The sequence below is a fragment of the Variovorax sp. NFACC27 genome, assembly GCF_048301545.1.
GTDB lineage: Bacteria > Pseudomonadota > Gammaproteobacteria > Burkholderiales > Burkholderiaceae_C > Variovorax > Variovorax gossypii.
This window is the reverse complement of sequence record NZ_CP157613.1, coordinates 4,673,618-4,696,596: the sequence shown is the minus strand read 5'-3', so window position 1 is coordinate 4,696,596 and position 22,979 is coordinate 4,673,618. Positions and strand designations below refer to the sequence as shown.

Annotated in this window: 18 protein-coding genes; 10 read left to right on the top strand and 8 right to left on the bottom strand. The window is 68.5% G+C overall.

The genetic code is table 11. The annotated features are described in order from the left end of the window. Window positions 1-34: 34 nt before the first annotated feature. A complete protein-coding gene (locus ABL840_RS21985) occupies window positions 35-1,615 on the bottom strand; it encodes a serine hydrolase domain-containing protein (RefSeq protein WP_093306828.1) in 1,581 nt (526 codons plus the stop codon). A 79-nt stretch (window positions 1,616-1,694) separates the two neighbouring features. After that, on the bottom strand, window positions 1,695-2,621 hold the full coding sequence (locus tag ABL840_RS21980; protein WP_093306827.1) for a LysR substrate-binding domain-containing protein: 927 nt from the start codon (window positions 2,619-2,621) through the stop codon (window positions 1,695-1,697). Window positions 2,622-2,741: 120 nt separating this feature from the next. Between ABL840_RS21980 and ABL840_RS21975 the strand changes: the two genes are divergently transcribed. Both ABL840_RS21975 and ABL840_RS21970 read left to right on the top strand, forming a co-directional pair. Next, window positions 2,742-3,458: an FMN-dependent NADH-azoreductase gene (locus ABL840_RS21975; RefSeq protein ID WP_093306826.1), complete on the top strand. Its 717-nt coding sequence runs from the start codon at window positions 2,742-2,744 to the stop codon at window positions 3,456-3,458. Between the two features lie 29 nt (window positions 3,459-3,487). Further along, entirely contained in the window at window positions 3,488-3,895 is a 408-nt protein-coding gene (locus ABL840_RS21970; RefSeq protein WP_093306825.1) for a PaaI family thioesterase, read from the top strand. 19 nt (window positions 3,896-3,914) lie between these two features. On the opposite strand, the gene ABL840_RS21965 is transcribed toward ABL840_RS21970, so the two are convergent. After that, window positions 3,915-4,367 (bottom strand): carboxymuconolactone decarboxylase family protein, encoded by a 453-nt coding sequence (locus ABL840_RS21965; RefSeq protein ID WP_093306824.1) that lies wholly within the window; start codon window positions 4,365-4,367, stop codon window positions 3,915-3,917. A gap of 103 nt (window positions 4,368-4,470) precedes the next feature. Here ABL840_RS21965 and ABL840_RS21960 point away from each other — a divergent pair, with 103 nt between their 5' ends. Both ABL840_RS21960 and ABL840_RS21955 read left to right on the top strand, forming a co-directional pair. Beyond that, complete coding sequence (locus ABL840_RS21960; RefSeq protein WP_093306823.1) at window positions 4,471-5,904, top strand: PLP-dependent aminotransferase family protein; 1,434 nt, start codon at window positions 4,471-4,473, stop codon at window positions 5,902-5,904. Between the two features lie 175 nt (window positions 5,905-6,079). Further along, window positions 6,080-8,842, top strand: coding sequence for a diguanylate cyclase domain-containing protein (locus ABL840_RS21955; protein ID WP_418115979.1), 2,763 nt, complete (start codon window positions 6,080-6,082; stop codon window positions 8,840-8,842). Window positions 8,843-8,863: 21 nt separating this feature from the next. Here the strand turns inward: ABL840_RS21955 and ABL840_RS21950 are convergent, their stop codons facing one another. Together ABL840_RS21950 and ABL840_RS21945 are read right to left on the bottom strand one after the other, a co-directional pair. After that, a complete protein-coding gene (locus ABL840_RS21950) occupies window positions 8,864-9,397 on the bottom strand; it encodes a GNAT family N-acetyltransferase (protein WP_170217027.1) in 534 nt (177 codons plus the stop codon). 36 nt (window positions 9,398-9,433) lie between these two features. Beyond that, on the bottom strand, window positions 9,434-10,624 hold the full coding sequence (locus tag ABL840_RS21945; RefSeq protein WP_093306887.1) for an MFS transporter: 1,191 nt from the start codon (window positions 10,622-10,624) through the stop codon (window positions 9,434-9,436). 94 nt (window positions 10,625-10,718) lie between these two features. Here ABL840_RS21945 and ABL840_RS21940 point away from each other — a divergent pair, with 94 nt between their 5' ends. Then, complete coding sequence (locus tag ABL840_RS21940) at window positions 10,719-11,681, top strand: LysR substrate-binding domain-containing protein (RefSeq protein WP_093306820.1); 963 nt, start codon at window positions 10,719-10,721, stop codon at window positions 11,679-11,681. On the opposite strand, the gene ABL840_RS21935 is transcribed toward ABL840_RS21940, so the two are convergent. The 3 genes from ABL840_RS21935 to ABL840_RS21925 all read right to left on the bottom strand — a co-directional run bounded on the left by ABL840_RS21935 (window position 11,630) and on the right by ABL840_RS21925 (window position 14,883). Next, window positions 11,630-12,400 (bottom strand): fumarylacetoacetate hydrolase family protein, encoded by a 771-nt coding sequence (locus ABL840_RS21935; protein WP_093306819.1) that lies wholly within the window; start codon window positions 12,398-12,400, stop codon window positions 11,630-11,632. The genes ABL840_RS21940 and ABL840_RS21935 overlap by 52 nt on opposite strands. Before the next feature lie 150 nt (window positions 12,401-12,550). Next, window positions 12,551-13,528 carry a Bug family tripartite tricarboxylate transporter substrate binding protein gene (locus ABL840_RS21930; RefSeq protein ID WP_093195056.1) on the bottom strand — a complete coding sequence of 326 codons (978 nt, stop codon included), beginning with the start codon at window positions 13,526-13,528 and terminating at the stop codon, window positions 12,551-12,553. Between the two features lie 113 nt (window positions 13,529-13,641). Beyond that, window positions 13,642-14,883, bottom strand: coding sequence for a pyridoxal-phosphate-dependent aminotransferase family protein (locus tag ABL840_RS21925; protein ID WP_093306818.1), 1,242 nt, complete (start codon window positions 14,881-14,883; stop codon window positions 13,642-13,644). Window positions 14,884-15,003: 120 nt separating this feature from the next. On the opposite strand from ABL840_RS21925, the gene ABL840_RS21920 reads away from it, so the two are divergent. The 5 genes from ABL840_RS21920 (at window position 15,004) to ABL840_RS21900 (ending at window position 22,973) form a co-directional block, all read left to right on the top strand. Then, entirely contained in the window at window positions 15,004-15,696 is a 693-nt protein-coding gene (locus ABL840_RS21920) for a GntR family transcriptional regulator (protein ID WP_093195058.1), read from the top strand. A gap of 30 nt (window positions 15,697-15,726) precedes the next feature. Then, window positions 15,727-18,804, top strand: coding sequence for an FAD-binding and (Fe-S)-binding domain-containing protein (locus ABL840_RS21915; RefSeq protein WP_093306817.1), 3,078 nt, complete (start codon window positions 15,727-15,729; stop codon window positions 18,802-18,804). 66 nt (window positions 18,805-18,870) lie between these two features. Further along, window positions 18,871-20,103, top strand: a complete 1,233-nt coding sequence (locus ABL840_RS21910; protein WP_093306816.1) for a YbfB/YjiJ family MFS transporter — start codon at window positions 18,871-18,873, stop codon at window positions 20,101-20,103. Then, window positions 20,103-20,639 carry a methylated-DNA--[protein]-cysteine S-methyltransferase gene (locus ABL840_RS21905; protein ID WP_093195061.1) on the top strand — a complete coding sequence of 179 codons (537 nt, stop codon included), beginning with the start codon at window positions 20,103-20,105 and terminating at the stop codon, window positions 20,637-20,639. Before ABL840_RS21910 ends, ABL840_RS21905 begins: the two co-directional genes overlap by 1 nt. 105 nt (window positions 20,640-20,744) lie before the next feature. Further along, the gene (locus ABL840_RS21900) at window positions 20,745-22,973 is read left to right on the top strand and encodes a DNA/RNA non-specific endonuclease (protein ID WP_093195062.1); all 2,229 of its coding nucleotides are present in this window, start codon (window positions 20,745-20,747) and stop codon (window positions 22,971-22,973) included. Window positions 22,974-22,979: the final 6 nt, after the last annotated feature.

Genomic DNA, 22,979 nt, shown 5'->3' with positions numbered 1-22,979 from the left:
CCTCGGGAGGCCTTTGCGCTTCTGGAGCGGAGGGTCAGGACGAACTGGGCACCGCCTGCATCAGCAGCGTCAGCGCCTTTCGCAGGCTCGTGACCGACGCGTTGGCCCCCTTGTCGAAGCCCAGCCGCACCACCACCAGGTCGTGCGAAGGAACGATCAGCACCACCTGCCCGCCGGCGCCCAGCATGTAGTAGGCCGAGGTCGGCACCGGCCAGGTGCTCGAGCCGTTGAGCCAGAAGAAGCCGCCGTAGATCGGCCGCTTGTCGGCGGCCCAGGCCGGCGCGAGCGTGCTCACGAACTTCACGTAGCCCTCTGGCAAGAGGCGTTCGCCGTTCCACACGCCGTCCTGCAGGTACAGGTTGGCCAGCCGCGCCCAGTCGCGCCCCGACATGAAGTCGTAGCCCTGTCCCATGAAGTTGCCGTAGGGGTCGGTCTCCAGCGTCATCGTGCGGATGCCGATCTTGTCGAACAGGTTTCTCTGCGGGAACGACAGGTATTCCTCGCCGCGTTTCTCCACCGCCAGGCGGATCAGGTAGTTCGCCAGCACAGGGTCGGTGTTGCGATAGCGGCCGATGGTGTTGGGCGGCCATTGCTGCGGCCGCGTGGCCGCGTAGTTGAAGATGTTGATGCGGCCCGTGTAGAAGTAGACGTGGTCGGGGTAGGTGCCGGTGGGGTCGAAGTCCGGGTCGTCCGGCGCCTTGATGCGCAGGCCGCTCGACATGTGCAGGATGTCCTGGATCTTGATTTCCTTGCGCTTGTCGTCGGCTCCCTGCCATTCCGGAATGGGCGCCGGCTGGTCGAGGCTGTACACGCCCTGCTTCATGAGCACGCCCATCATCGTCGCGGTGACGCTCTTGCCCATCGACCACGACTCGAGCGGCGTGCTCGAGGTGATGCCGTTCATGTAGCGCTCGCCGACGATGCGCCCCTTGTGCGTGACGACGAAGGCCGCGGTGTAGGCCTCCGGCAGCTCGAAGGCCGCATCGACCGCCTGGCCCACCTTCGTCGTGTCGATGCCGGGTGCGGAGCCGGAGGGCACGATGTCGCCCATCGGCCATTGCTGCGTCGACGGGTCGGGCAGAGCGCTCTTGACGGTCACCGGCGTGAAGAACACGTCGTCCCGGCCGGGCGGCAGCGTGATGCAGCCCTGCGAGCCGAAGTAGCGCGCGGTCAGCGTCGGGCCGTTGGGAATGGTGATGCGGACTTCCTTCTTGACGCTGTCCACCACCGGCTTGCCGACCTTCTTGCGCTGGTCGTAGGGGCCGGTGAAGTAGCCGACGCTCTCGGCCGCCACGTCGGGGTCGAGGCCGGTGATGAACGCCGCGGAGCACATCGCCTTGGCGTAGCCGGAGGTGTTGTGCTCCAGCGGGTCACCCGGTGGCGGCACGTACGGCGTGTTGAGCTCGTAGCTCCTGGCGCGGGCAATGAGCGCTTCGCGTGCGGGCAGTTCCGGCGTGGTGGAGGAGGGCGGCGAAGTGGTTCCGCCGCCTGTGCCGAGCCCTATGCCGATTCCTCCGCCCCCACCGCCTCCGCCGCCGCCCCCACATGAGGTCAAAGCTATTACAAGCAGCGCACCTGTTGCGATGGCAAAGGGCGCGCGGACAAACCTCGTCATTGGGGGGCTCCTCGCTTTGTTGTTGCCGGAGTCTGCGCGAGAACCGTAACGACATGCAAGCCCGCTCTTCAGATACCGCTCAGCCTGAGGCGGCCTGCGATGCGATCCACTCCCAGACGGCGCGGATCGCCGGCTCGTTCTCTCTGCCGCTCGCGACCGCAAGGAAGTAGCTGCCGGTATCGAGCGCGGGCCCGAAGGGCTGCACCAGCGCACCGCTGCGAAGCTCCTCGGCCGAGAGCGTGAGGCTCAGCAGCGCCACGCCGTGCCCGGCGAGCGCCGCCAGCATCGCGTGCGTCTCGTCGGAGAACGACAGGTCCGATGCCTTCATCGCGCGCCCCCTCGGCGGCACGACGCCGGCTTCGCGGAACCAGCGCGGCCACACGGCGGGCGCGAGCGCCTGCGGCTGCCAGTCGCAGTGGATCAGCCGGTGCTTCGTCAGATCTTCCGCGCGCTTCAGGCCCAGCATCGGGCTGCACAGCGGCGCATAGTGCTCGCGCATCAGCTCGCGCGACACCAGGCCCGGCCAGTTGCCGCTGCCCGAGCGCACCGCGACGTCGGCATCGCCGCGCGCCAGGTCGACCACGGTGTCGCTCGCATGCAGCCGCAGTTCCACGCCGGGGCTGGCCTTGCGGAACGCATCCATGCGCGGCAGCACCCAGCGCGCTGCGAATGCCGTGTTGGTGGTGAGCGTCACGGCCTGCGACGCGGCGGGCCGGCGCAGCCTGTCGACGCCGGCCTCGAGCAGGTCGAAGCCCATGCGCAGGTCGTCGAAGAGCCGCTGGCCCGCGGGCGTCAGCGCGAGCTGCCGCGTGAGCCGCCGGAACAGCGGCTGGCCCAGCGTGTCTTCGAGCCCGCGCACCTGATGGCTGATGGCCGAAGGCGTGACCGAAAGCTCGAGCGCCGCGCGCTGGAAGCTCAGGTGCGCGGCCGCGGCCTCGAAGGCGCGCAGCGAGAGCAGGGGAGGCAGCCGGCGGGGAGGGCGGATGGATGAGCCAATCTCGTTCATAAGAGGAGAAATCGTCGTTTGTGAGGAATAGCCTCGATACCTAGATTAGAGGCCTGCGCAGCATTCTGGCAGCGCGGAATGAAAGACACCAATTCATCCATCACGAGCAGGACAACGATCATGAACATCCTCCACATCGACGCCAGCGCCCGCCCGGGCCGTTCCGACACCGACCTCCACGGCTCGCACACGCGCCGCCTGTCCGCGCGTTTCGTCGAGCGCTGGCAGAAGGCGCGGCCCACCGACCGCATCGACTACCTCGACGTGGGCCAGCAGCCGCCCGCGCACGTCAACGGGCGCTGGATTCACGCGGCCTTCACGCCGCCCGCGGCGCGCGAGCCATGGATGGCCGAGGCGCTGGCCGAAAGCGATCGGCTGGTCGATCAGCTCGTCGCGGCCGACCTCGTCGTCATCGGCCTGCCCATGTACAACTTCAGCGTGCCCGCGCAGTTCAAGGCCTGGATCGACAACATCGTGCGCGTGGGCCGCACCTTCGGCTTCGACCGCTCGCGCGGGGCGGTGCCGTACTGGCCGATGCTGGCGGACATGGGCAAGCGCGTGGTGCTCCTCGGTGCGCGCGGCGACCACGGCTACGACGCGGGCGGGCGCATCGCGCACCTCAACCACACCGAGAACAGCGTGCGCTCGGCATTGGGCTACATCGGCATCACCGAGGTGTTCGAGGCGGCGGTGGAGTCCGACGAATTCGGCGGCGAGCAGCTTGCGCAGTCGCTGCGGCGCGCCGAGCAGCGGGTGGACGATCTCGTAGACGAGCTGCTCGACTCGCGTGGACGCATCGCCACTGCTGACACCACGCTGTCAGCAGAAGCCGCCTAGGATTTTTCGCTCCACTTCCGGAGCGAAAAATGGTGCCTGACCCTCTGCTGGAGCGCTTTCCCCGCCCGCCGACCGCGGAACTCTTCGGCCAGCGCGTGCTGGAGTTCGACCGGGCCAGGGGCACGATCCGGCTGAGCTTCACGGCCACCGATGCATTCCTGAACCCCGCCGGAGCGGTGCAGGGCGGCATCCTGGCGGCGATGCTCGACGACACGATGGGCCCGGCGCTGTGGGTGCTCAACGGCGAGGAAACGTATTCCGTCACCATCGACTTCAGCGTGTCCTTCCTGGCCGCCGCGAAGCCGGGCCTGCTGTACGGCGAAGGCCGCGTCGTGCAGCGCGGCAGGAGCATCGCCTTTCTCGAGGCGCAACTGAGCGACGCGGAGGGCCGCATCGTCGCGCGCTCCACCGCGAGCGCGCGCATCGTGAAGGCCTGATACGGCGAACTGCAGGCGCTCAGGTCGACAGCTGCTTGCGGAAGCCGATCGACAGCCGGTTCCAGCTGTTGATCGCATTGATCGCCATCGTCAGGTCGACCCGTTCGGCCTCGCTGAACTGCGCCGCGAGCGCCTCGTAGGCCTCGTCGGGTACGTGCGTGAGCGAGACCTGCGTCACCGCTTCGGTCCACGACAGCGCGGCGCGCTCGCGCTCGGTGAAGAAGGGAGTCTCGTGCCAGACACTCAGCGTGGCCAGGCGGCGGTCGGTTTCGCCGGCCTTGCGCAGGTCGGCCGTGTGCAGGTCGATGCAGTAGGCGCAGCCGTTGATCTGCGAGGCGCGCAGCTTGACCATGTCGAGCAGCTTCGGCTCCAGGCCGAGCTTGCCGATGGCCACCTCGAAGGCGATCAGCGCCTTGAGCGCGTCGGGCGAGGCCTTGTAGAAATCGAGGCGGGATTCGGAGTGCGCTTGCATGTCGGGTTCCTTCTTGGGTAGTGGTTCAATCCTGACTCGATGCTAGGAGCCGGGGCCGCTGTCGGCGGCGGCCAATCCGGAGCATTCGCAGGAGACCAATCCGATGGAATTGCACGTCGTCATCGAAGGCGACAAGGACCTGACCGGGCAGCTCTACCGGCAGCTGAAGGAAGCGATCCGCGCAGGCCGGCTGGCCGCCGGCGAAAGGCTGCCTCCCTCGCGGCTTCTCGCCGAGCGACTGGGCCTGTCGCGCAAGACGGTGTCGGAGGCGTATGCCCGGCTGACCTTCGACCGGCTGCTCACCGCGCGCGTCGGCAGCGGCACCTTCGTGGCCGAAGGCGCGGCGCGCAAGCCGGCGCCCGTGGCGGCACGGGCGCTCGCGGGCTCGGCGATGGTCGAGCACTGGCGCGGCATGAGCACGCCGCTGCGGCATCCCGCGCCGGCGGGCAGCGCGCGCTACGAGTACATCGGCGGGGCTCCGGCGCGAGATCTCTTTCCGCACGCCGACTGGCGCCGCTGCGTGCTGCATGCGCTGCGGCAGGGCGCGCGCTCGCGCGGGCTGTACGGCGACGCCGAAGGGCTGCATGAACTGCGCGACGGCATCGCCCGGCATGCCAGCTTTTCCAGGGGCGTGCGCTGCGGCGCGGCCGACGTCCTCGTCACCAACGGCGCGCAGCAGGCGCTCGACCTGATCGCGCGGGTGCTGGTGGAACCCGGAAGCACGGTCGCGATGGAGGAACCCGGCTACCCGCCGGCCCGGCTGCTGCTGGAGGCGCAGGGCGCGAAGGTGGTGGGCGTGCCGGTCGACCGCGAGGGGCTGGTGGTCGAGCGCATTCCCGACGGCACGCGGCTGATCTACGTGACGCCTGCGCACCAGTTCCCGCTGGGCGTGCCGATGAGCGAGCGCCGCCGCAAGGCGCTGCTGGCGCGTGCCGACGAGCTGGGCGCCATCGTGATCGAGGACGACTACGACAGCGAATTCCGCTACGAAGGCCGCCCGGCCGATTCGCTGCAGAGCATGGACGAGCACGGCCGCGTGGCCTTCGTCGGCACCTTCTCGAAGACGCTTTCGCCCGATCTGCGGCTGGGCTACCTGGTCGCACCGCCGGCGGTGCTGGAGGCCGTGGGCACGGCCAGGCACCTGACCGACTGGCACACCTCGACGCAGGCGCAATGGGCGCTTGCCAAGTTCATTGCCGACGGCGACCTCAACAGGCACATCCGCCGCTGCCACGCGGCCTACGCGGCGCGGCGGGAGCGCATCGTGCAACGCTTCGCTGGCGACCTGTCGCCCTGGTTCGAGCTGCTGCCGGTGACGGCCGGCATCCACATGGCGGCCATCTGCAGGCGCGAGATCGACATCGGCCAGCTCATCGCGCTGGCCCGGAGGGTCGACGTGGGGCTGTATCCGCTGGCGCCGTTCTTCCATTTCTCGCCGCCGCGTCCGGGGCTGATGCTGGGTTTCGGCGCCATCGACGAGGCGGACATCGATCCGTCGCTGGACCGGGTACGCGACGTGCTCCTGCAGATGGGTTGAATCCGATCCGGGTACAGCTGCGTACCCCCACACGGCAAGAATGGAGGGCTTCCGATATCTTCCGTGGTGCGCAGAACGCGTCGATACTGTGCCCGGAAACCCCAGTCCTGCCGGCAACGCACCGGTCCGAACACGCTCAATGACTCAAACAGGCTCCTCGAAAATCCGCCTCGGCTTGCATACCCGCCTGAGCCTCGGCGTGGCGGCCGTGGTCCTGCTGGCCACCTTCGCGATCGCCACCGTCGCCCTGCACCTGGTCAAGAGCAACATGCGGGCCTCGATCGCGGCCGAGGAGCTGGCCCGGGTGAGCGCCATCGCGGATGCCATCGACCAGAAGTTCGACAGCCGCCGCATCCTGCTGCAGACCTTCGGCGGCACCGTGAAGGCGCAGGACTTCCAGGCCGACGCGGCGCTGCAGGCCTTCCTGGAAAAGCACGTCTCGCTGCGCCAGGCCTTCGACAACGTCGCCTTCCTCGACATGGACGGCAACCTGGTGGCCAACCTGAACGGCGCGCAGGCCATCGGCAAGGTGAACGTCAAGGACCGGGCCTACTTCCAGCAGACCGTCGCCTCCAGGGCGGGCCTGGTGTCCGAGCCTTACCGGAACAGGCTCAACGGGCTGGCCCAGGTGGCCATCACCGAACCTGTGCTCGACCACGCGGGGCAGGTGAGGTTCGTGATTTCGGGTGCCATCAACCTGAAGGAACGCAACGTCCTGGGCACGCTGACTGACGTCAAGTTCGGCAAGACCGGCTACCTGTTCGTGACCACCACGGACGGCGTGGTGGTCGACCATCCGCGCACATCGCGCATCCTCAATCAGATCCAGGCGGACGGCGGCGGCACGCCCCAGATCCTTCGCGCACTGGCCGGCTTCCAGGGCTCCAGCGAAGGCGTCGACGAGGCCGGCGTACCGGCCCTCTACGCCTTCGACCGCGCGGAGAGCGCGAACTGGATCGTCGGCGCGCTTTATCCACGCAGCGAGGCCTTCGCGACCGTGGACGCCATCGAGCGCGGCGCCTGGCTCGGCGCACTGGCGCTGGCTTTTTCGGCAGGCGCCCTGGCACTGGCCGTGGCCCGCAGGCAGCTCAGGCCGCTGGCCGACCTGCACCGGCACATGCGCTTCACCCAGGAAGCCCCGGAGGACGCCCCTCACGACGAGATGGCGCAGCGCAGCTACACCCGCGACGAGATCGGCGACCTCGCGCGCACCTTCGACGAGCTGATGGAGCAGCGGCGCGCCATCGAGCGCAGCCTCGCGCACAGCGAGGCGCAGGTGCGCATCATCGCGGACAGCATTCCGGCGATGGTGTCGCACGTCGACGCCTCGCTGCGCTACACCTTCGTCAATGCCCACGTGCGGGCCCTGCACAACAACGCGTCGCTGGTGGGCCGCCTGATGCCCGACGTGCGCGGCCCGGCCGACTTCGCGGTGGTGGAGCCGCATTTCCTGCGTGCGCTGGCCGGGGAGACGGTGATCATCGAGAAGTCGGGCGATCCGGCACTGGGCATCGGCGACCGCACCTTCAAGGCCCACTACATCCCCGACCTCGACGCCGACGGCAAGGTGTGCGGCGTGTTTTCGATGACCTTCGACATCAGCGAGGAGGTCAAGATCCGCCGCGCCCTGACGGAGCAGGAAACCCGCCTGCGCGACGTGACCGACAGCATTCCGGCGCTGGTCGGCTATTTCGACCGCCAGCAGAACTGCCTGTTCGCCAACGTCAGGGCGCGCCAGATGGCAGGCCTGGGCGAAGGGGCTCCGCTGCAGGGCACGACGTTGCGCTCGGCGCTTGGCAGGACGATCTATTCCCAACTCAAACCGTACCTTCCGGTCATGTTCTCGGGCAAGAAGGTGCGCTTTCCGGTGCGCGCGCCGCTGCACGGCAAGCAGGGCTACTTCCAGGTCAACCTGATCCCGGACAAGAACCTGCGCGGCGAGGTCGTTGGCTTCTACCTGATGTCCTTCAACATCACGGCGCTGAAGGAGGCCGAGCTGCGCCAGGCGGAGAGCGAGCTGCGCCTGCGCGCCATCACCGACAACATGCCGGCGCTGATCACCTACATCGATCGCGACGAGAAGATCACCTTCGCCAACGCCACCAGCCGCGAATGGCTCGGGCTCGACCCGGCACAGGTGCTGGGGCGCCACATCCAGGAGGTGGCCGGCCGCGAGGTATACGTGTCGCGCCAGCCGATGCTCGCCAGGGCGCTGGCCGGCGAGCGCGTGGAGTTCGAGTCGCGCACGCAGCGCGCGGGCTTCGAGCGCATCACCCAGGTCATCTACGTGCCAGACGTGCGCACCGACGGGCTGACGCACGGCATCTTCTCGCTGGCGCTGGACATCACGGCGCTGAAGGTGGTGGAGCACAAGCTCATCGAGCTGGCCCGGCTCGACACGCTCACCGGCCTGCCCAACCGGCTGGCCTTCAACGAGTACCTGCCCGACGCGGTGCTGCGCGGGCAGCTCACCGGCCATGCGTTGGCGCTGATGTTCCTCGACATCGATCACTTCAAGGCCATCAACGACACGATGGGCCACGCCGTGGGCGACGCGGTGCTGGCCGAGTACGCGCGCAGGCTGCAGGCCTGCGTGCGCGGCACCGACATGGTGGCCCGGCTGGCCGGCGACGAGTTCGTGCTGGTGCTGGAAGGGCTCGGCACGCCGGAGGCGGCGGCCGTGGTCGCGGAAAAGATCGTGCAGCGCGTCCACATGCCGCCCTTCGTGGTGGACGGCCAGCGCGTGGACGTCACGACCAGCATCGGCATCGCGTTCCACCGCGCGGCCGGCTCCTCGGCCACCGCCACCGAGCTTCTGGCTCGGGCGGACGCCGCTCTCTACAACGCGAAGGCGGCCGGGCGTGACCGGTTCGCGTTCTTCATGCCCTCGGGCGAATCGAACTCGAGCAGCGATTCGCCCACGCGGCAGGAGCACTGACCACCGGCGGCAGGGCGAGGCTCAGGGGCGAGCCAGCACGAGGTTCTCGTGACGGCCTTCGCCGAGGACGAACCACGTCGTGCCCCGGCGCACGAAGCCGTGCTTCTCGTAGAAGCCGCAGGCCCGCTCGTTTCTTGCGTTGACCGTCAGCCACATCGCGTCGCTGCCGGTTCGCTCGCGAGCCGTGGCGCAGGCTTCGTCGAGCAGGGCGGAGCCCACGCCCGAGCGGGTGAACGGCTCTTGCACGTAGAGCGTGCAAAGCTCTGTGCCGGCCACGGATGACAGGGGCGGAGGCTGCGGGGCGTCGAACCCCAGGCGCGCGTAGCCGAGCAGGTGGCCGTCGGCCTCGGCGACGATCAACCCGGTGCCGGCGTCGTCCATCCACCCCGTGAACGCGGCGGGCGTGAACTGTTCGAGCACGTAGCGCGCGAGCAGGTCGCTCACGCCTTCGGTCGCGTAGGTGGCCAGCCAGACCTGAATGGACAACGCCGCCAGCGCTGGAGCGTCGGCGGCGATGGCCGGGCGGACCCGGAAGGAGGGAGGAGACGAAGGCATGTCGGTCGGTCGGCCGATTCTGCCTTCGCGTGTCGATCAGGCTCGGGCCGAGGCGCAATCGCTGGGCGCATCGCGCGGTTCGCTGCGATCCAGAGAGCGGCTCCACAGCGCGATGGCAAGGCCCACCAGCGTGATCAGCGCGGCCACCCAGCCCAGCGCGCGCAGCCCCGGGCCGTGGTCGATGACCACGCCGCCGACCCAGGCGCCGAGTGCGTTGCCGAGGTTGAAGGCCGCGATGTTGAGGCTGGACGCGAGGTTCTGGCCCGCGCCCGAGGCCTTCTCAAGCACCCGCAGCTGCATCGGCGCCACGGTGGCGAAGGAGGCCACGCCGAGCAGGGCGATGAACACCACGGCGGTGAAAGGCGTGCCGATGGTGAACTGCATCGCGCCGAGCACCACGGCCAGCGCCACCAGGGTGCCGAACACGGCGGCCATAGGCGCCCGGTCGGCCAGCTTGCCGCCGAGCAGGTTGCCGACGGCGAGGCCGCCGCCGAACACCAGCAGGATCGGCGACACGGCCGATTCCGGCAGGCCGGTGACCTGCGTGAGCAGCGGCTGGATGTAGGTGTACACCACGAACACGCCGGCGAAGCCGAGCACCGTCATCGCGAGGCCGAGCAGTACCTGCGGACGCGCCAGCACGCCCAGTTCATCGCGCAGCGGCGCGGGCTTGGCCTCGTTCTTCACGCGCGGAACGAACACTGCGAGCACCGCGAAGGCCAGCACGCCGATCAGCGTCACGGCCCAGAAGGCCGAGCGCCAGCCGAACTGCAGGCCCAGCCATGCGCCGGCCGGCACGCCCAGCAGCGTGGCGGCAGTGAGGCCGGTGAACATGATCGCGATGGCCGAAGCGCGGCGTTCCGGTGCCACGAGCCCGGTGGCAACCACCGAGCCGACGCCGAAGAAGGTGCCGTGCGACAGCGAGGTGATGACGCGCGCGGCCATCAGCATCTCGTAGTTGGGCGCCAGGGCGCAGGCGAGGTTGCCGAGCGTGAAGATCGCCATCAGCGCGAGCAGCACGGTCTTGCGCGGCAGCTTGCGGGTGGCGATGGTGAGCACGGGTGCGCCTACCGCGACCCCGAGCGCGTAGCCCGAGATCAGCAGGCCGGCGGCCGTGATGGAGACGTGAAGATCCGTCGAGACCTGCATCAGCAGGCCCATGATGACGAACTCGGTGGTGCCTATTCCGAAGGCACCGGCCGTGAGGGCGATGAGAGCTATTGGCATGATGGCCTGTACTGTGCGGGCGAAGACCATCGATGACTAGAATGCCGCCAGTAAACAGACTTGTGAGATCAACTCACAGATTGAAGGAAGAGCCATGCCGCGCATCGACGTCAACCGCTCCGGCGAGATGGAAGCCTTCGTGCAGGTCGTCGAGTCGGGCGGCTTCTCTTCCGCCGCGCGCCTGCTGGGCATGACGCCCTCTGCCGTGAGCAAGCTGGTGGCGCGGCTCGAGCTGCGCCTGGGCATCCAGCTGGTGCACCGTTCCACGCGCAAGCTGCAGCTCACGCCCGAGGGCACGGAGTTCTACGAGCGCAGCCTGCGCGTTCTGGCCGACATGGACGAAGCCGAGCGCTGCGCGGCAGCTGGCGCGGCACCGCGCGGGCGCGTGAGCATCAACGCCAGCGTCTCGTTCGGCCACCACAAGCTGGTGCCGCTGGTGCCACGGCTGCTGGAGATGCATCCGCAGATCACGCTCGACATCGCGCTGACCGACCGCATCGTCGATCTGATGGACGAGCGCGCCGACATCGCGATTCGCTGGGGGCAACTGCCGGCATCCGATCTCGTGGCGCGACGGCTCGGCGAGACCAGCCAGTCCATCGTCGCGGCGCCGGCCTACCTGGAGAAATACGGCACGCCGCGCACGCCGCAGGAGCTGGAGGCGCACAACCGCCTGGGCTGGAGCTACCGGCGCAATACGCCCGACTGGCCGCTGCGCGTGGACGGCCGCATGCAGTGGCTGCCGGTGGCCGGACCGGTGCGCGCAGGCGACGGCGAAACGCTGCGCCAGTTGGCCATTGCCGGGGCAGGCGTGGCGCGGCTGTCGCTGTACCACATACAGCACGACATCGACGCGGGGCGGCTGGTGCCGCTGCTGGAGGAGTTCAATCCGGCCGAGGTGGAGCCGATCCACGCGGTCTACATCGGCAAGGCCGGCACGCTGCCCGCGCGGGTGCGGGCGGTGCTCGACTTCCTGGTGGTCTGCTCGGGCGTGGGAGGCGGGCGCTACACGCTCAAGCGCACGGCGCCGATGCCGGGGAACTCCGCCGTCACCTGATCGCCGCGCCGGCTGGGCAGCACGCCGACCCACGAGCCGGTGGTAACGACGGTGCCGGCCGGCGCCGTCTGGCCGTTGCTCGTGATGTGGCGCAGCCAGATCGGCAGCAGCCACGCCGGGTCGGCCAGCGGATGCGTGCCTTCGCGCACCACGACTTCGGCATCGCCGATCTTCGTTTCGCAGCGCTGGGAGGCCCAGTCGACGGCGGCATAGGGCTTCCATTCGCCGATCACGAGCGCGCCATGCACCTGCGAGTCGGCAAGACGCAGCAGTGCGGGCGTGGAGGACAGGTCCTGCCAGCGTGCATCGACGATCTCGACGGAAACCGCCATCGCGTCGATGAGCGCGGCGGCATTCTCGTGATCGAGCTTCGCGGCCTGCGCGGGCGTCACGTCCTGACCGAGCCGTAGCGCAATCTCGGCCTCGATGCCGGGCATGTGGAACACGAGGTCGCTGAAATCGGCCGGGCTCTGCCGCACGCCTGCAGGCGGCAGCGGCGCGTGCGTGAGCGTCGCGGTGCGCGAGCCGCCGCCCGACTTCCATGCGCGGGGCACGGGCTGGCCGTCGAACCAGCCGAGCGCGGCCGCGACGGCGTCCTGCACTTCATAGGCCTGCGCCCCGGTTTCGAGGGTGTCGAGCCAGGGCGTGGCGTCGAGGGTGCGGTTGCCGCGGCGCGCGGCGACGAGTGCGTCGGTGAGGGCGGTCTGGGATGAATTCATCTTCCGGATCTTCTCAGCAAAACTTGGCCGGTTGTGGCGAGCTCTCGCGCAACGCCGAGGAACCGGCTTCGCCGGGCCTCAGGGGTTGCCCCGGAAGGGGGGTGGCGAAGCGACACGAAGTGCGCGAAGCCTGGGGGTGAGCCAGGCTCTTCAGGTTTCGACGTGCACGTTGCCGTCCTTCACCACCTTCGCCCACTTCGCGATCTCGGTGCTGATGAACTGCTTGAACTTGTCCTGCGAGCCGCCTCCGTCCTCCGCGCCGTAGGTGTCGAGCCGCTCCTGCACGTCGGGCATCGCCAGCACCGTGTTCACGTCGCGGTTCACCTTCTGCGCGATGGAGGCCGGCAGCTTGCCCGGTCCGGCCAGGCCGTACCAGGTGGTGGCCTCGAAGCCCTGGAAGCCTTGCTCCTGCATCGTCGGCACGTTGGGATGGCCCTTGGCGCGCTTGGTGCGCGTCTGCGCCACGGCGAGCACGCGGCCGTTCTTCACATGGGGCGTGGCGGCGGTCATGGTCTCGAAGCTGTACTGGATCTGCCCGCCCATCAGGTCGGCCAGCAGCGGCCCGCTGCCCTTGTAGGGCACGTGCAGCGCATCGACGCCGCCCTGCAGCTTGAACATCTCCAGCGCCAGGTGTTGCGCCGAGCCCGCGCCGGCCGAGCCGAAGCTCAACGTGCCGGGCGCGGCCTTGCAGGCGGCGACGATGTCTTTCACCGAAAGTGCCTTCTGCGCCGGGTTGGCGATCAGCAGGTTGGGCGTGACGCCCACCAGCACGATCGGAACGAAGTCGCGCTCGACGTTGTAGCGCAGCTTGGGCTGCAGGCTGGGTGCGAGCGCGTGGCTGTTGATGTGGGCCATCAGCAGCGTGCTGCCGTCGCTGGGCTGCTGCGCCACGTAGTCGGCCGCGAGCACGCCGGCCACGCCGCCCTTGTTCTCGACGATCACCTGCTGGCCCCACATGGTGGTGAGCTTCTGGGCGACCACGCGGGCCAGTGCGTCGGTGCCGCCGCCGGGCGGAAAGCCGACGACGATGCGCACCGGCCCGGTGGGCCATTCCTGCGCGAAGAGCCGGGGCACGCCCAGCGTGGCGGCCGCGGCGCCCGCGGCCTGGATCAACGAACGTCTCTGCATCTTCCTTGTCTCCGTCGTGGGTGGGAAATCCGATGCGCGCCGCCGCGCCGTATGCCTGTGCAGCGCCGATGGCGTTGCGTGCCTGTGCAGCGCCGGCGGCGCTGCGTGCCTGTCTATGCGGCCTTCTGCAGCGCGGCCGGAGCCGTGTGGTTCGAGAAATGGTCCATCGCGGCCTGCACGCCGCTGCCGGCGAGCCTGATGCCCGCGAGCTTCATGCCCATCTCGACGCCGGCGACCATGGCCACCAGCGTCAGGTCGTTGCTGTCGCCCAGGTGGCCCATGCGGAACATGCGGCTCTTGAGCTTGCCCAGGCCGGTGCCGAGCGAGAGGTCGAAGCGCTGGTGGATCAGCCGGCGCAGCGCGTCGGCATCCACGCCCTCGGGCGTGATCACGCCGGTGAGCACGGGCGAGTACACGGCCGGGTCGGCGCACTGGATCGGCAGGCCCCAGGCGTTGACGGCGGCGCGCACGCCGGCGGCCCAGCGCTGGTGGCGCGCGAACACGTTGTCCAGGCCTTCGCCGAGGATCATGTCCAGCGACTCCGAGAGGCCGTAGAGCAGGTTGGTGTTCGGCGTGTAGGGCCAGTAGCCGTCCTTGTTCATCTCGACGATCTCGTCCCAGGCCCAGAAGGCCTTGGGCAGCTTCGCAGTCTTCGAGACTTCGAGCGCGCGCGGCGAGAGCGCGTTGAAGCTGATGCCCGGCGGCAGCATCAGGCCCTTCTGCGAGCCGCTGACGCAAACGTCCACGCCCCATTCGTCGTGGCGGTAGTCCGCGCTGGCGAGGCCCGAGATGCTGTCGACCATCAGCAGGGCTGGGTGGCCCGCGGCGTCGATGGCCTTGCGCACCGAGGCGATGTCGGAGGTGACGCCGGTGGAGGTCTCGTTGTGCACCACGCACACGGCCTTGATCTTCTTTTCCGTGTCCTTGCGCAGGCGGGCCTCTATGAGGTCGGCCTGCACGCCGCGGCGCCAGCTCGGCGCGTTGGGCAACTGCGCGTCGGTACCCTGCCATGCGAGGAATTCGGTCGAGAGGCCCAAACGCGTGGCCATCTTCTGCCACAGCGAGGCGAAGTGGCCGGTCTCGTACATGAGCACGTGATCGCCGAGGCTCAGCGTGTTGGCGAGCGCGGCTTCCCAGGCGCCGGTGCCCGAGGCGGGGTAGATCGCGACCGGGTGCTTCGTCTTGAAGATCTGCCGGATGCCGCCCAACACCTTCAGGCCCAGCGTGCCGAACTCGGGGCCGCGGTGGTCGATGGTGGGCAGGCTCATGGCCCGCAGGATGCGGTCGGGCACCGGGCTGGGACCGGGAATCTGGAGGAAGTGACGGCCGGTGGGGTGGATGTCGAGTTGCAGCATGAACTCTCCTTTCGCATTCAGTTTTGCATTCAAAATGCATTTTTGTTTGATGGTTTACCCTGATGACTCTGGCTTGTTGGCCATCTTTTTTGCATTCAAAATGCATTCAAGGGAAAAATCATGACAGCCGAAATCATCGAAATCTCCAGGCTCGCACTGCACGACCAGGTGGCGGCGCGCCTGCGCACCATGCTGGTCGAAGGGCTCATCGCGCCCGGTGCAAAGCTCAACGAACGCGAGCTGTGCCTGCAGCTGAACGTGTCGCGCACGCCGTTGCGCGAGGCCATCAAGCTGCTCGCGGCCGAAGGGCTGGTCGACCTGCTGCCCAACCGTGGCGCGGTGGCGGTCAAGCTCACCGAGGCCGACGTGCTCAACACCTTCGAGGTGCTGGCCATGCTCGAGGGCATGTCGGGCGAACTCGCCGCCAGGCGCATCACCGACGAGGAACTCGCCGAGGTGCGCGCGCTGCACTACGAGATGCTGGCCTGCTTCTCGCGGCGCGATCTGTCGGGCTACTACAGGCTCAATGCGCGCATCCACACGGCCATCAACGACGCGGCGGCGAACCCGGTGCTGTCGAACACCTACCGCTCCATCAACGCGCGCGTGCAGTCGCTGCGCTTTCGCACCAACCAGAACGAGGCGAAGTGGAAGCACGCCGTCGAGGAGCACGAGCAGATGATCGACGCGCTCGCAAGACGCGACGCCGAGGCCATGCGCAAGGTGCTCGTCTCGCACGTGCTGCGCAAGCGCGACACCGTGCTGGAGCTGCTGCGCGCCGGCGAGATCTATCCCTCGGCCAAGTCGAGCTGACCCGAACCGGGCATCACCCAAGAAAACACCATGCGCATCGATCCCGCCAGCCACATGCAGCCAGCCGGAACCGTTCTTCCGCCCAACGACACCTGCGAGCTGCTCGCGCGCCGCCTGCGCGCGGACACGCAAGGCGAAGTGCTGTTCGACGACGCCTCGCGCGGGTGCTACGCCACCGACGCGTCGATCTACCAGATCACGCCCGTCGGCGCCTTCGTGCCCACGAACGAACGCGACATCGCCACCGCCATCGACATCGCCCGCGACTTGAAGGTGCCGGTGCTCGCGCGCGGCGGCGGCACCAGCCAGTGCGGGCAGACGACCGGCGCGGCGCTGGTGATCGACAACAGCAAGCATTTCCGCCGCGTGCTCGACGTGAACGTGGAGGAGGGCACGGCCACCGTCGAACCCGGCCTGGTGCTCGACCACCTCAACACGCAGCTCAAGCCGCACGGGCTCTGGTATCCGGTGGACGTGTCGACCAGCGCGCAGGCCACGCTGGGCGGCATGGCGGGCAACAACTCCTGCGGCTCCCGCTCCATCGCCTACGGGAACATGGTGCACAACGTGGTGGGCGCGAGCGCATGGCTGTCGAACGGCGAACTCGTCGAATTCGGCACTGTCGGTTCGCTGGGCGTGCGCGCGGCGGGCATCGCGCAGTTCGTGCGCAGCCTCGCGCGACAGCACCGCGAGGCGATGGCGGAGCACTGGCCCAAGGTCATGCGCCGCGTGGCGGGCTACAACCTCGACATCTTCGACAACCAGAGCGAGCGGCCCTACACGGCCGACGGCAGCGTGAACCTCGCACACCTGCTGATCGGCTCCGAGGGCACGCTGGCCTACACCCGGAGCCTGAAGCTCAAGCTCGCGCCGCTGCCGCGCGCGAAGGTGCTGGGCATCGTCAACTTCCCGACCTTCCATGCCGCCATGGATTCGGCCCAGCACATAGTGAAGCTCGGGCCCACGGCGGTGGAGCTGGTCGACCGCACGATGATCGAGCTGAGCCTGGCCAACCCGGCCTTCAAGCCGACCGTCGAGACCGCGCTGATCGGCAAGCCGGCGGCCATCCTTCTGGTGGAGTTCTCGGGCGCCGACAAGGCTTCGCTGCTGCCGCAGCTGAAGCAACTCGTCGAGCTGATGGGCGACCTCGGCCTGCCCGGCAGCGTGGTCGAGATGCCCGACGACGCGCGGCAGAAGAACCTGTGGGAAGTGCGCAAGGCCGGCCTCAACATCATGATGAGCCTCAAGGGCGACGGCAAGCCGGTGAGCTTCATCGAGGACTGCGCCGTGCCGCTCGAGCACCTGGCCGAGTACACCGACGCGCTGACCGAGGTGTTCGCGAAGCATGGCAGCCGCGGCACCTGGTACGCGCATGCCTCGGTCGGCACGCTGCATGTGCGTCCGATTCTCGACATGCGAGTCGACGGTGCCGCCAAGATGCGCGCCATCGCCGAAGAGGCGAGCGAGCTGGTGCGCAAGTACAAGGGCGCGTTCAGCGGCGAGCACGGCGACGGCCTGTGCCGCGGCGAGTGGATCGAATGGCAGTTCGGCCCGGCCATCAACGAGGCCTTCCGCGCGATCAAGCGCAAGCTCGACCCCATCGATCTTTTCAACCCCGGCAAGATCATCGACCCGCCGCGCATGGACGACGGCGCGCTGTTCCGCTTCGCGCCGCCCACTGCGCCCAATCCGTACCGACGCATCGAACTCAAGCCCGTGCTCGACTGGTCGGCATGGAACGTCAACGCCGACCCGGTGACCGAAGTGACCACCGCGCCCGGCACCGGCGGCGACAGCACCGGCGGCCTGGCCAAGGCCGTGGAGATGTGCAACAACAACGGCCACTGCCGCAAGTTCGACGCCGGCACCATGTGCCCCAGCTACCGCGTGACGCGTGACGAGCAGCACCTCACGCGCGGCCGCGCCAACACGCTGCGGCTGGCGCTGTCGGGCCAGCTGGGGCCCGATGCCTTCACGAGCGAGGCCATGCACGAGACCATGGACCTGTGCGTGGGCTGCAAGGGCTGCAGGCGCGACTGCCCGACGGGCGTGGACATGGCGAAGATGAAAGTCGAGTTCCTCGACCACTACAAGAAGCGCCACGGCCACACGCTGAAAGACAAGCTGGTGGCGAACCTGCCGGACTACGCCCACAAGGCCAGCCGCTTTCCCTGGCTGCTGAACCTGCGCAACAGCGTGCCCGGCGCCGCATGGCTGGGGGAGAAGCTGCTGGGCTTCTCGGCGAAGCGCTCGCTGCCCGAATGGCGCGGCGACACCTTCTGGCGCGGCAAGGCCGACGAGCCCGGGCTGTTCGTCGAGCGCGACGTGGCGCTGTCGATCGCGCGCCGTGGCGGCAAGGCGGCGGTGCTCTTCGTCGACACCTTCAACGGCACCTTCGAGAGCGAGAACGCATTCGCCGCCGCACGCGTGCTGCAGGCCGCGGGCTATGTGCTGCACACGGTCGAGAAGAGCGGCGGGCACCATTGCTGCGGCCGCACATTCCTGGCCAGCGGCATGGTTGACGAGGCGAAGAAGAAGGCCGAGGCGTTGATCGATGCGCTCGTGCCGCTGGCGCGTGCGGGCGTGCCCATCGTCGGACTGGAGCCTTCGTGCCTGCTCACGCTGCGCGACGAGGCGCTGGTGATGGGCTTCGGCGAGAAGGCCGAGCTGGTGGCCAAGCATGCGCTGCTGTTCGAGGAGTTCATCGCGCGCGAGCTCAAGCAGGGGCGCTTCGAGCTGCCGCTGAAGCCCGCCGAAGCACCCATCCTGCTGCACGGCCATTGCCACCAGAAGGCCTTCGGCGCGGTGAGTCCGGTGATGGATGTGCTCAAGCTCATTCCCGGCGCGCAGCCCGAACTCATCGAAAGCTCGTGCTGCGGCATGGCCGGCAGCTTCGGCTACGAGGCCAGTCATTTCGAGGTGTCGATGAAGATGGCCGAGGCCAGTCTGCTGCCCGCCATCCGCGCGAAGCCCGGAGCCATCGTGGTGGCCGACGGCACCAGCTGCCGCCACCAGATCGGCGATGGCGCGCAGCGCGAGGCGGTGCACGTGGCTGTGCTGCTGGAGCGGCATCTGCTGCAGACAGACCCGGTGTCCGAAGCGGGTTGAGCGGGCGGCGCCTGCAGGCCGGCGGCAGCTGCCGCAGAATAGGCCCGCCTGCCGCCCGCCACACCAATGCCGACGACGCTCGCTTCCCCAACCCCCATCTCCGTCCAGCCCACGCTGCGGCTCGCCTTCGCGCTGTCGATGGGCGCGGCGGTGTCGCTGGGCATCACACGCTTCGCGTACGCGCTGCTGCTGCCGCCGATGCGCGCCGACCTGGGCTGGAGCTATGCGCTGGCAGGCGGCATGAACACGGCCAACGCGGTCGGTTACCTCGTCGGCGCGCTGGTCACTCCGGCACTGATGCGGCGCTTCGGCGCGACCCGGCTGCTGGTGTTCGGCGCGGTGCTGGCCAGTGTGTTCATGGCGGGCAGCGGCTTCGTCACCGATGCGTCTGCATTGCTGCTGCAACGCCTGCTTGCCGGCATTGCCAGTGCCTGGGTGTTCGTGGCGGGAGGACTGCTCGCGGCAAGGCTCAGCGATGCAGGTTCGGCACGCGGGGGCCTGCTGCTCGGCATCTACTACGGCGGCACCGGCTTCGGCATCCTGCTGTCGGCATTGCTCGTGCCGCAGGTGCTGCGCGCGGCGTCGGGCGTTCCTCACGGATGGACCTGGGCTTGGTGGGCGCTGGCGATCGCGAGCGCGGCAGCCACCTGCCTGCTGGCTTGGGCGGGGCGCGCGATGCCCGAGCAGCCGGCCGCTTCCGTTGCACCTGCCGCCGCGTCGGGCTCGGCGCCGCCTGTCGCGCTGCACCGCTTCGGCTGGGCGCTCGCCGGCTATGCCTTGTTCGGCATGGGCTACATCGGCTACATGACCTTCGTGATCGCGCTGCTGCGCGAGCAGGGCGCCAGCGCCGGCTTCGTCACGTTGTTCTATGCATTGCTGGGCATCGCCTGCGTGGCTTCCTCCCGGCTGTGGGCCGGGCTGCTCGACCGGTATCGCGGCGGGCAGCCGCAGGCGTTGCTCAACGGGCTGCTGGGCGTGGCAACGCTGCTGCCGGTGCTGAGTTCGTCCGCGCCGATCGCACTGATTTCCGGCGTGCTGTTCGGCGGCGTATTCCTGTCCGTGGTGGCCTCGACCACCGCGCTGGTGCGCCACAACCTGCCGCCGTCGCGCTGGGCACAGGGCATCAGCGCGTTCACCATCATCTTCGCGCTGGGGCAGATCGTCGGGCCGACCGTCACGGGCTGGATCTCCGACGGCCCCGGTGGATTGGCGCGCGGCCTCGTGGCTTCGGCGACGGCCCTCTGGCTCGGCGCGGTACTGGCGTCGCGCCAGCATTCGCTGCAACGGGAGACATCGTGATGAGCGGCTTTGCCTTGTTCGAAACTTCCATCGGCATGTGCGCCCTGGCGTGGGGGCCGCACGGCCTGGTCGGCGTGCAATTGCCCGCCGACAACGGCGAACCCGCCACGCGAGCGCGCATGCGGCAGCGCTTTCCGGACCTGCATGAAGGCCCGCCGGACGAGAGGGCACAGCGCGCCATCGACGCCATCCAGGGTCTGCTGCGCGGTGTGCACGACGACCTGAGCCACATCGAGCTCGACATGAGCGGCGTGTCCGAATTCCACCAGCGCATCTACGCGATCGCGCGGCGCATTCCGCCGGGGCAGACCCGCACCTATGGCGAGATCGCCGAGGAGCTGGGCGACAAGGGGCTCTCGCGCGCCGTCGGGCAGGCCATGGGCCACAACCCGTTCGCGCCCGTGGTGCCGTGCCATCGTGTGCTGGCGGCTGGCAACAAGCCGGGCGGCTTCTCGGCTGGCGGCGGCGCGCTGACCAAGCTGCGCATGCTCGACATCGAGGATGCGCGGCCGAACGGGATGGCTTCGCTCTTCTGACGATCGGCCAGGCGGCGTAGTGCCTAAGTCATCCCTCGAAAAGGGGATGCGGAGGCGGTAGCGAACGAGCACAGTGGCAACCCTCACGGGACGAGGGGGCGCGACGTGCAACTCTGGCTTGAGCAGATCGAGAAGGCGCGGGAGCGGAGCGAAGGCATCGACCTGCAATCTCTTGCCGACTACGCAAGAGACAAGACCCCGCGCGATCTCGGCACGCCCAAGCAGCTCGAGGACCGCAGGAACTTCCTGCGCGAGAGCCTGGGCGACGACGAGAAGTCCGCCGTTGCGTACGAGCGCATCATTGCCGGCAGCGAGATACAGGACGTCAACTACCTGGCCCGCGGCGCACGGGCCGCGAAGGCAGTCAGCCGGATCGTCATCAGGGACACGGCGGGGCGGCTCGTCGGCTACGGCACCGGATTCCTGATCGCGCCGGGCGTGCTCATCACCAACAACCACGTCCTGCCTTCCATCGAAGCCTGTCGCCGCTCCGAAGCCCAGTTCGAATTCGAGCTCGACATCGACGGCGCAGCGCTCAACGCGACCACCTACGGCCTCGAGGCACAGGCACTCTTCTTCACTTCGAAAGCGCTCGACTTCACTGTCGTGGCCGTCACCGCCGTATCGACGGTGGGAGAGGGCCAGCTCTCGCACTACGGGTTCCTGCCGCTCGTCGGCGCCACCGGCAAGGTCTCGGACGGCGAGTGGCTCACGATCATCCAGCACCCCAACGGCGACCGGAAGCAGGTGTGCGTGCGCGAGAACAAGCTTCTGAAGCGCACGGACGACGTGCTCTGGTATTCGACCGACACGCTCGGCGGCTCCTCGGGCTCCCCGGTCTTCAGCAACGACTGGTACGTGGTCGCGCTCCACCACAGCGGCGTGCCGGAAGAACGGGACGGCCGGACGCAGACCATCTCGGGCCGCGACTACGACCCGAGGAAGGACGGCGAGCAGGACATCAAGTGGATCGCCAACGAGGGCATCCGCATCTCGCGCATCGTCGAGACGCTGCAGTCGGTTCTTCCCGCGCACCCGCTGCTGCAGCCGGTCTTCGGGGCCACGCCGGAGAACTCGCGGCTGATGCTGCCTTCGGTCGATCTGCTGCAGTCGACGTCGACTCACGTTCCCGGGACCACGCCAGCACCCGGCCCGCTCATTCAGCAACCCCAAAACCGGAAGACGATCATGAACGACATGCAATCTGGTGGAAGAAGGACGCTCACGGTCACGTTGGGCATCGAGGCGGATGGAAGCGTCGCGGTGCTGCGCTCCGGCCCCGCGGCCCGCGAATCGCTGGACGCTTTCGAAGCGTCCGGCGCCAAGGCCAAGAAGAAATCCGCGCCGGCCATCGACGTGCCCTTCAATGCGACCTACGACGACCGCAAGGGCTTCGACAGCGGCTTCCTCGCACCCGGCAAGCCCGAACTGTCGGTTCACCTGCCGCTGCTCGGAAAGGCCCTTGCCAAGGAGACCGCGGAACTTGTTGACGCCGCCCCGGGCGAGAACGTGCTGAACTATCACGGCTACAGCCTCGTGATGCACAAGGCAAGGCGGCTGGCTCTCTACTCGGCCGCGAACGTCGACTTCAGCGGCCGCTTCGAGCTGCCCCGGCCGGCGGACGTGTGGAGGCAGGACCCGCGCATTCCCTCCAGCGCGCAACTGACAAATTTCTACTACGAGAACAACCAGTTCGACCGCGGACACCTGACGCGCCGCGAGGACATGGAGTACGGCGGCAGCCGGCTCGCCGCGCTCACCAGCGCGGCCGATACCTGCCACTGGACCAACTGCACGCCGCAGCACTCGAAGTTCAACCAGAACAAGGAGCTCTGGCAGGGCATCGAACGCCACATCTTCGAGGACGCGATCAAGCTCGACCGGTTCAGGGCCCAGGTCATCACGGGGCCGATCCTCGAGGAGAGCGACCCGGTCTGGGACAGGTATCCGAAGATCCAGTATCCGGTGCGCTTCTGGAAAGTCGTCGCGGCGATCACGTCCAAGGGAGCGCTCTTCGCCACTGCCTACATCCTCGATCAGTCCGGCGTCATCGATGAGTTCGGCATCGAGGCAGCGCGGGAGGTGCCGTTCGATGCCTACAAGACATTCCAGGTCAGGATCGACGAGGTCGAGCGGCTCACCGGGCTCAGCTTCACGGGTGGCCCCGCCAGGAGGGTCTTTTCGCTCTCCACGGTCGATCCGCTTGCGAAGAAGCCCGTGAGGAGAAGAAGCACCAGGGTTCGCGCGCAGGAATCGGCGCTGGCCGATGCGCCGGACGGCTGGCTGCCGCTCGATTCGCTCGAGTCGATGATCCTTCCTGATTCGCAGGACTAGCCGGGG

Coding starts and splice junctions, on each gene's coding strand:
- ABL840_RS21925 (WP_093306818.1), bottom strand. CDS start 14,883: ATGCTGCAACTCGACATCCACCCCACCGGCCGTCACTTCCTCCAGATT.
- ABL840_RS21950 (WP_170217027.1), bottom strand. CDS start 9,397: ATGCCTTCGTCTCCTCCCTCCTTCCGGGTCCGCCCGGCCATCGCCGCC.
- ABL840_RS21940 (WP_093306820.1), top strand. CDS start 10,719: ATGCCGCGCATCGACGTCAACCGCTCCGGCGAGATGGAAGCCTTCGTG.
- ABL840_RS21930 (WP_093195056.1), bottom strand. CDS start 13,528: ATGCAGAGACGTTCGTTGATCCAGGCCGCGGGCGCCGCGGCCGCCACG.
- ABL840_RS21945 (WP_093306887.1), bottom strand. CDS start 10,624: ATGCCAATAGCTCTCATCGCCCTCACGGCCGGTGCCTTCGGAATAGGC.
- ABL840_RS21960 (WP_093306823.1), top strand. CDS start 4,471: ATGGAATTGCACGTCGTCATCGAAGGCGACAAGGACCTGACCGGGCAG.
- ABL840_RS21975 (WP_093306826.1), top strand. CDS start 2,742: ATGAACATCCTCCACATCGACGCCAGCGCCCGCCCGGGCCGTTCCGAC.
- ABL840_RS21935 (WP_093306819.1), bottom strand. CDS start 12,400: ATGAATTCATCCCAGACCGCCCTCACCGACGCACTCGTCGCCGCGCGC.
- ABL840_RS21905 (WP_093195061.1), top strand. CDS start 20,103: ATGAGCGGCTTTGCCTTGTTCGAAACTTCCATCGGCATGTGCGCCCTG.
- ABL840_RS21980 (WP_093306827.1), bottom strand. CDS start 2,621: ATGAACGAGATTGGCTCATCCATCCGCCCTCCCCGCCGGCTGCCTCCC.
- ABL840_RS21910 (WP_093306816.1), top strand. CDS start 18,871: ATGCCGACGACGCTCGCTTCCCCAACCCCCATCTCCGTCCAGCCCACG.
- ABL840_RS21985 (WP_093306828.1), bottom strand. CDS start 1,615: ATGACGAGGTTTGTCCGCGCGCCCTTTGCCATCGCAACAGGTGCGCTG.
- ABL840_RS21920 (WP_093195058.1), top strand. CDS start 15,004: ATGACAGCCGAAATCATCGAAATCTCCAGGCTCGCACTGCACGACCAG.
- ABL840_RS21970 (WP_093306825.1), top strand. CDS start 3,488: ATGGTGCCTGACCCTCTGCTGGAGCGCTTTCCCCGCCCGCCGACCGCG.
- ABL840_RS21915 (WP_093306817.1), top strand. CDS start 15,727: ATGCGCATCGATCCCGCCAGCCACATGCAGCCAGCCGGAACCGTTCTT.
- ABL840_RS21965 (WP_093306824.1), bottom strand. CDS start 4,367: ATGCAAGCGCACTCCGAATCCCGCCTCGATTTCTACAAGGCCTCGCCC.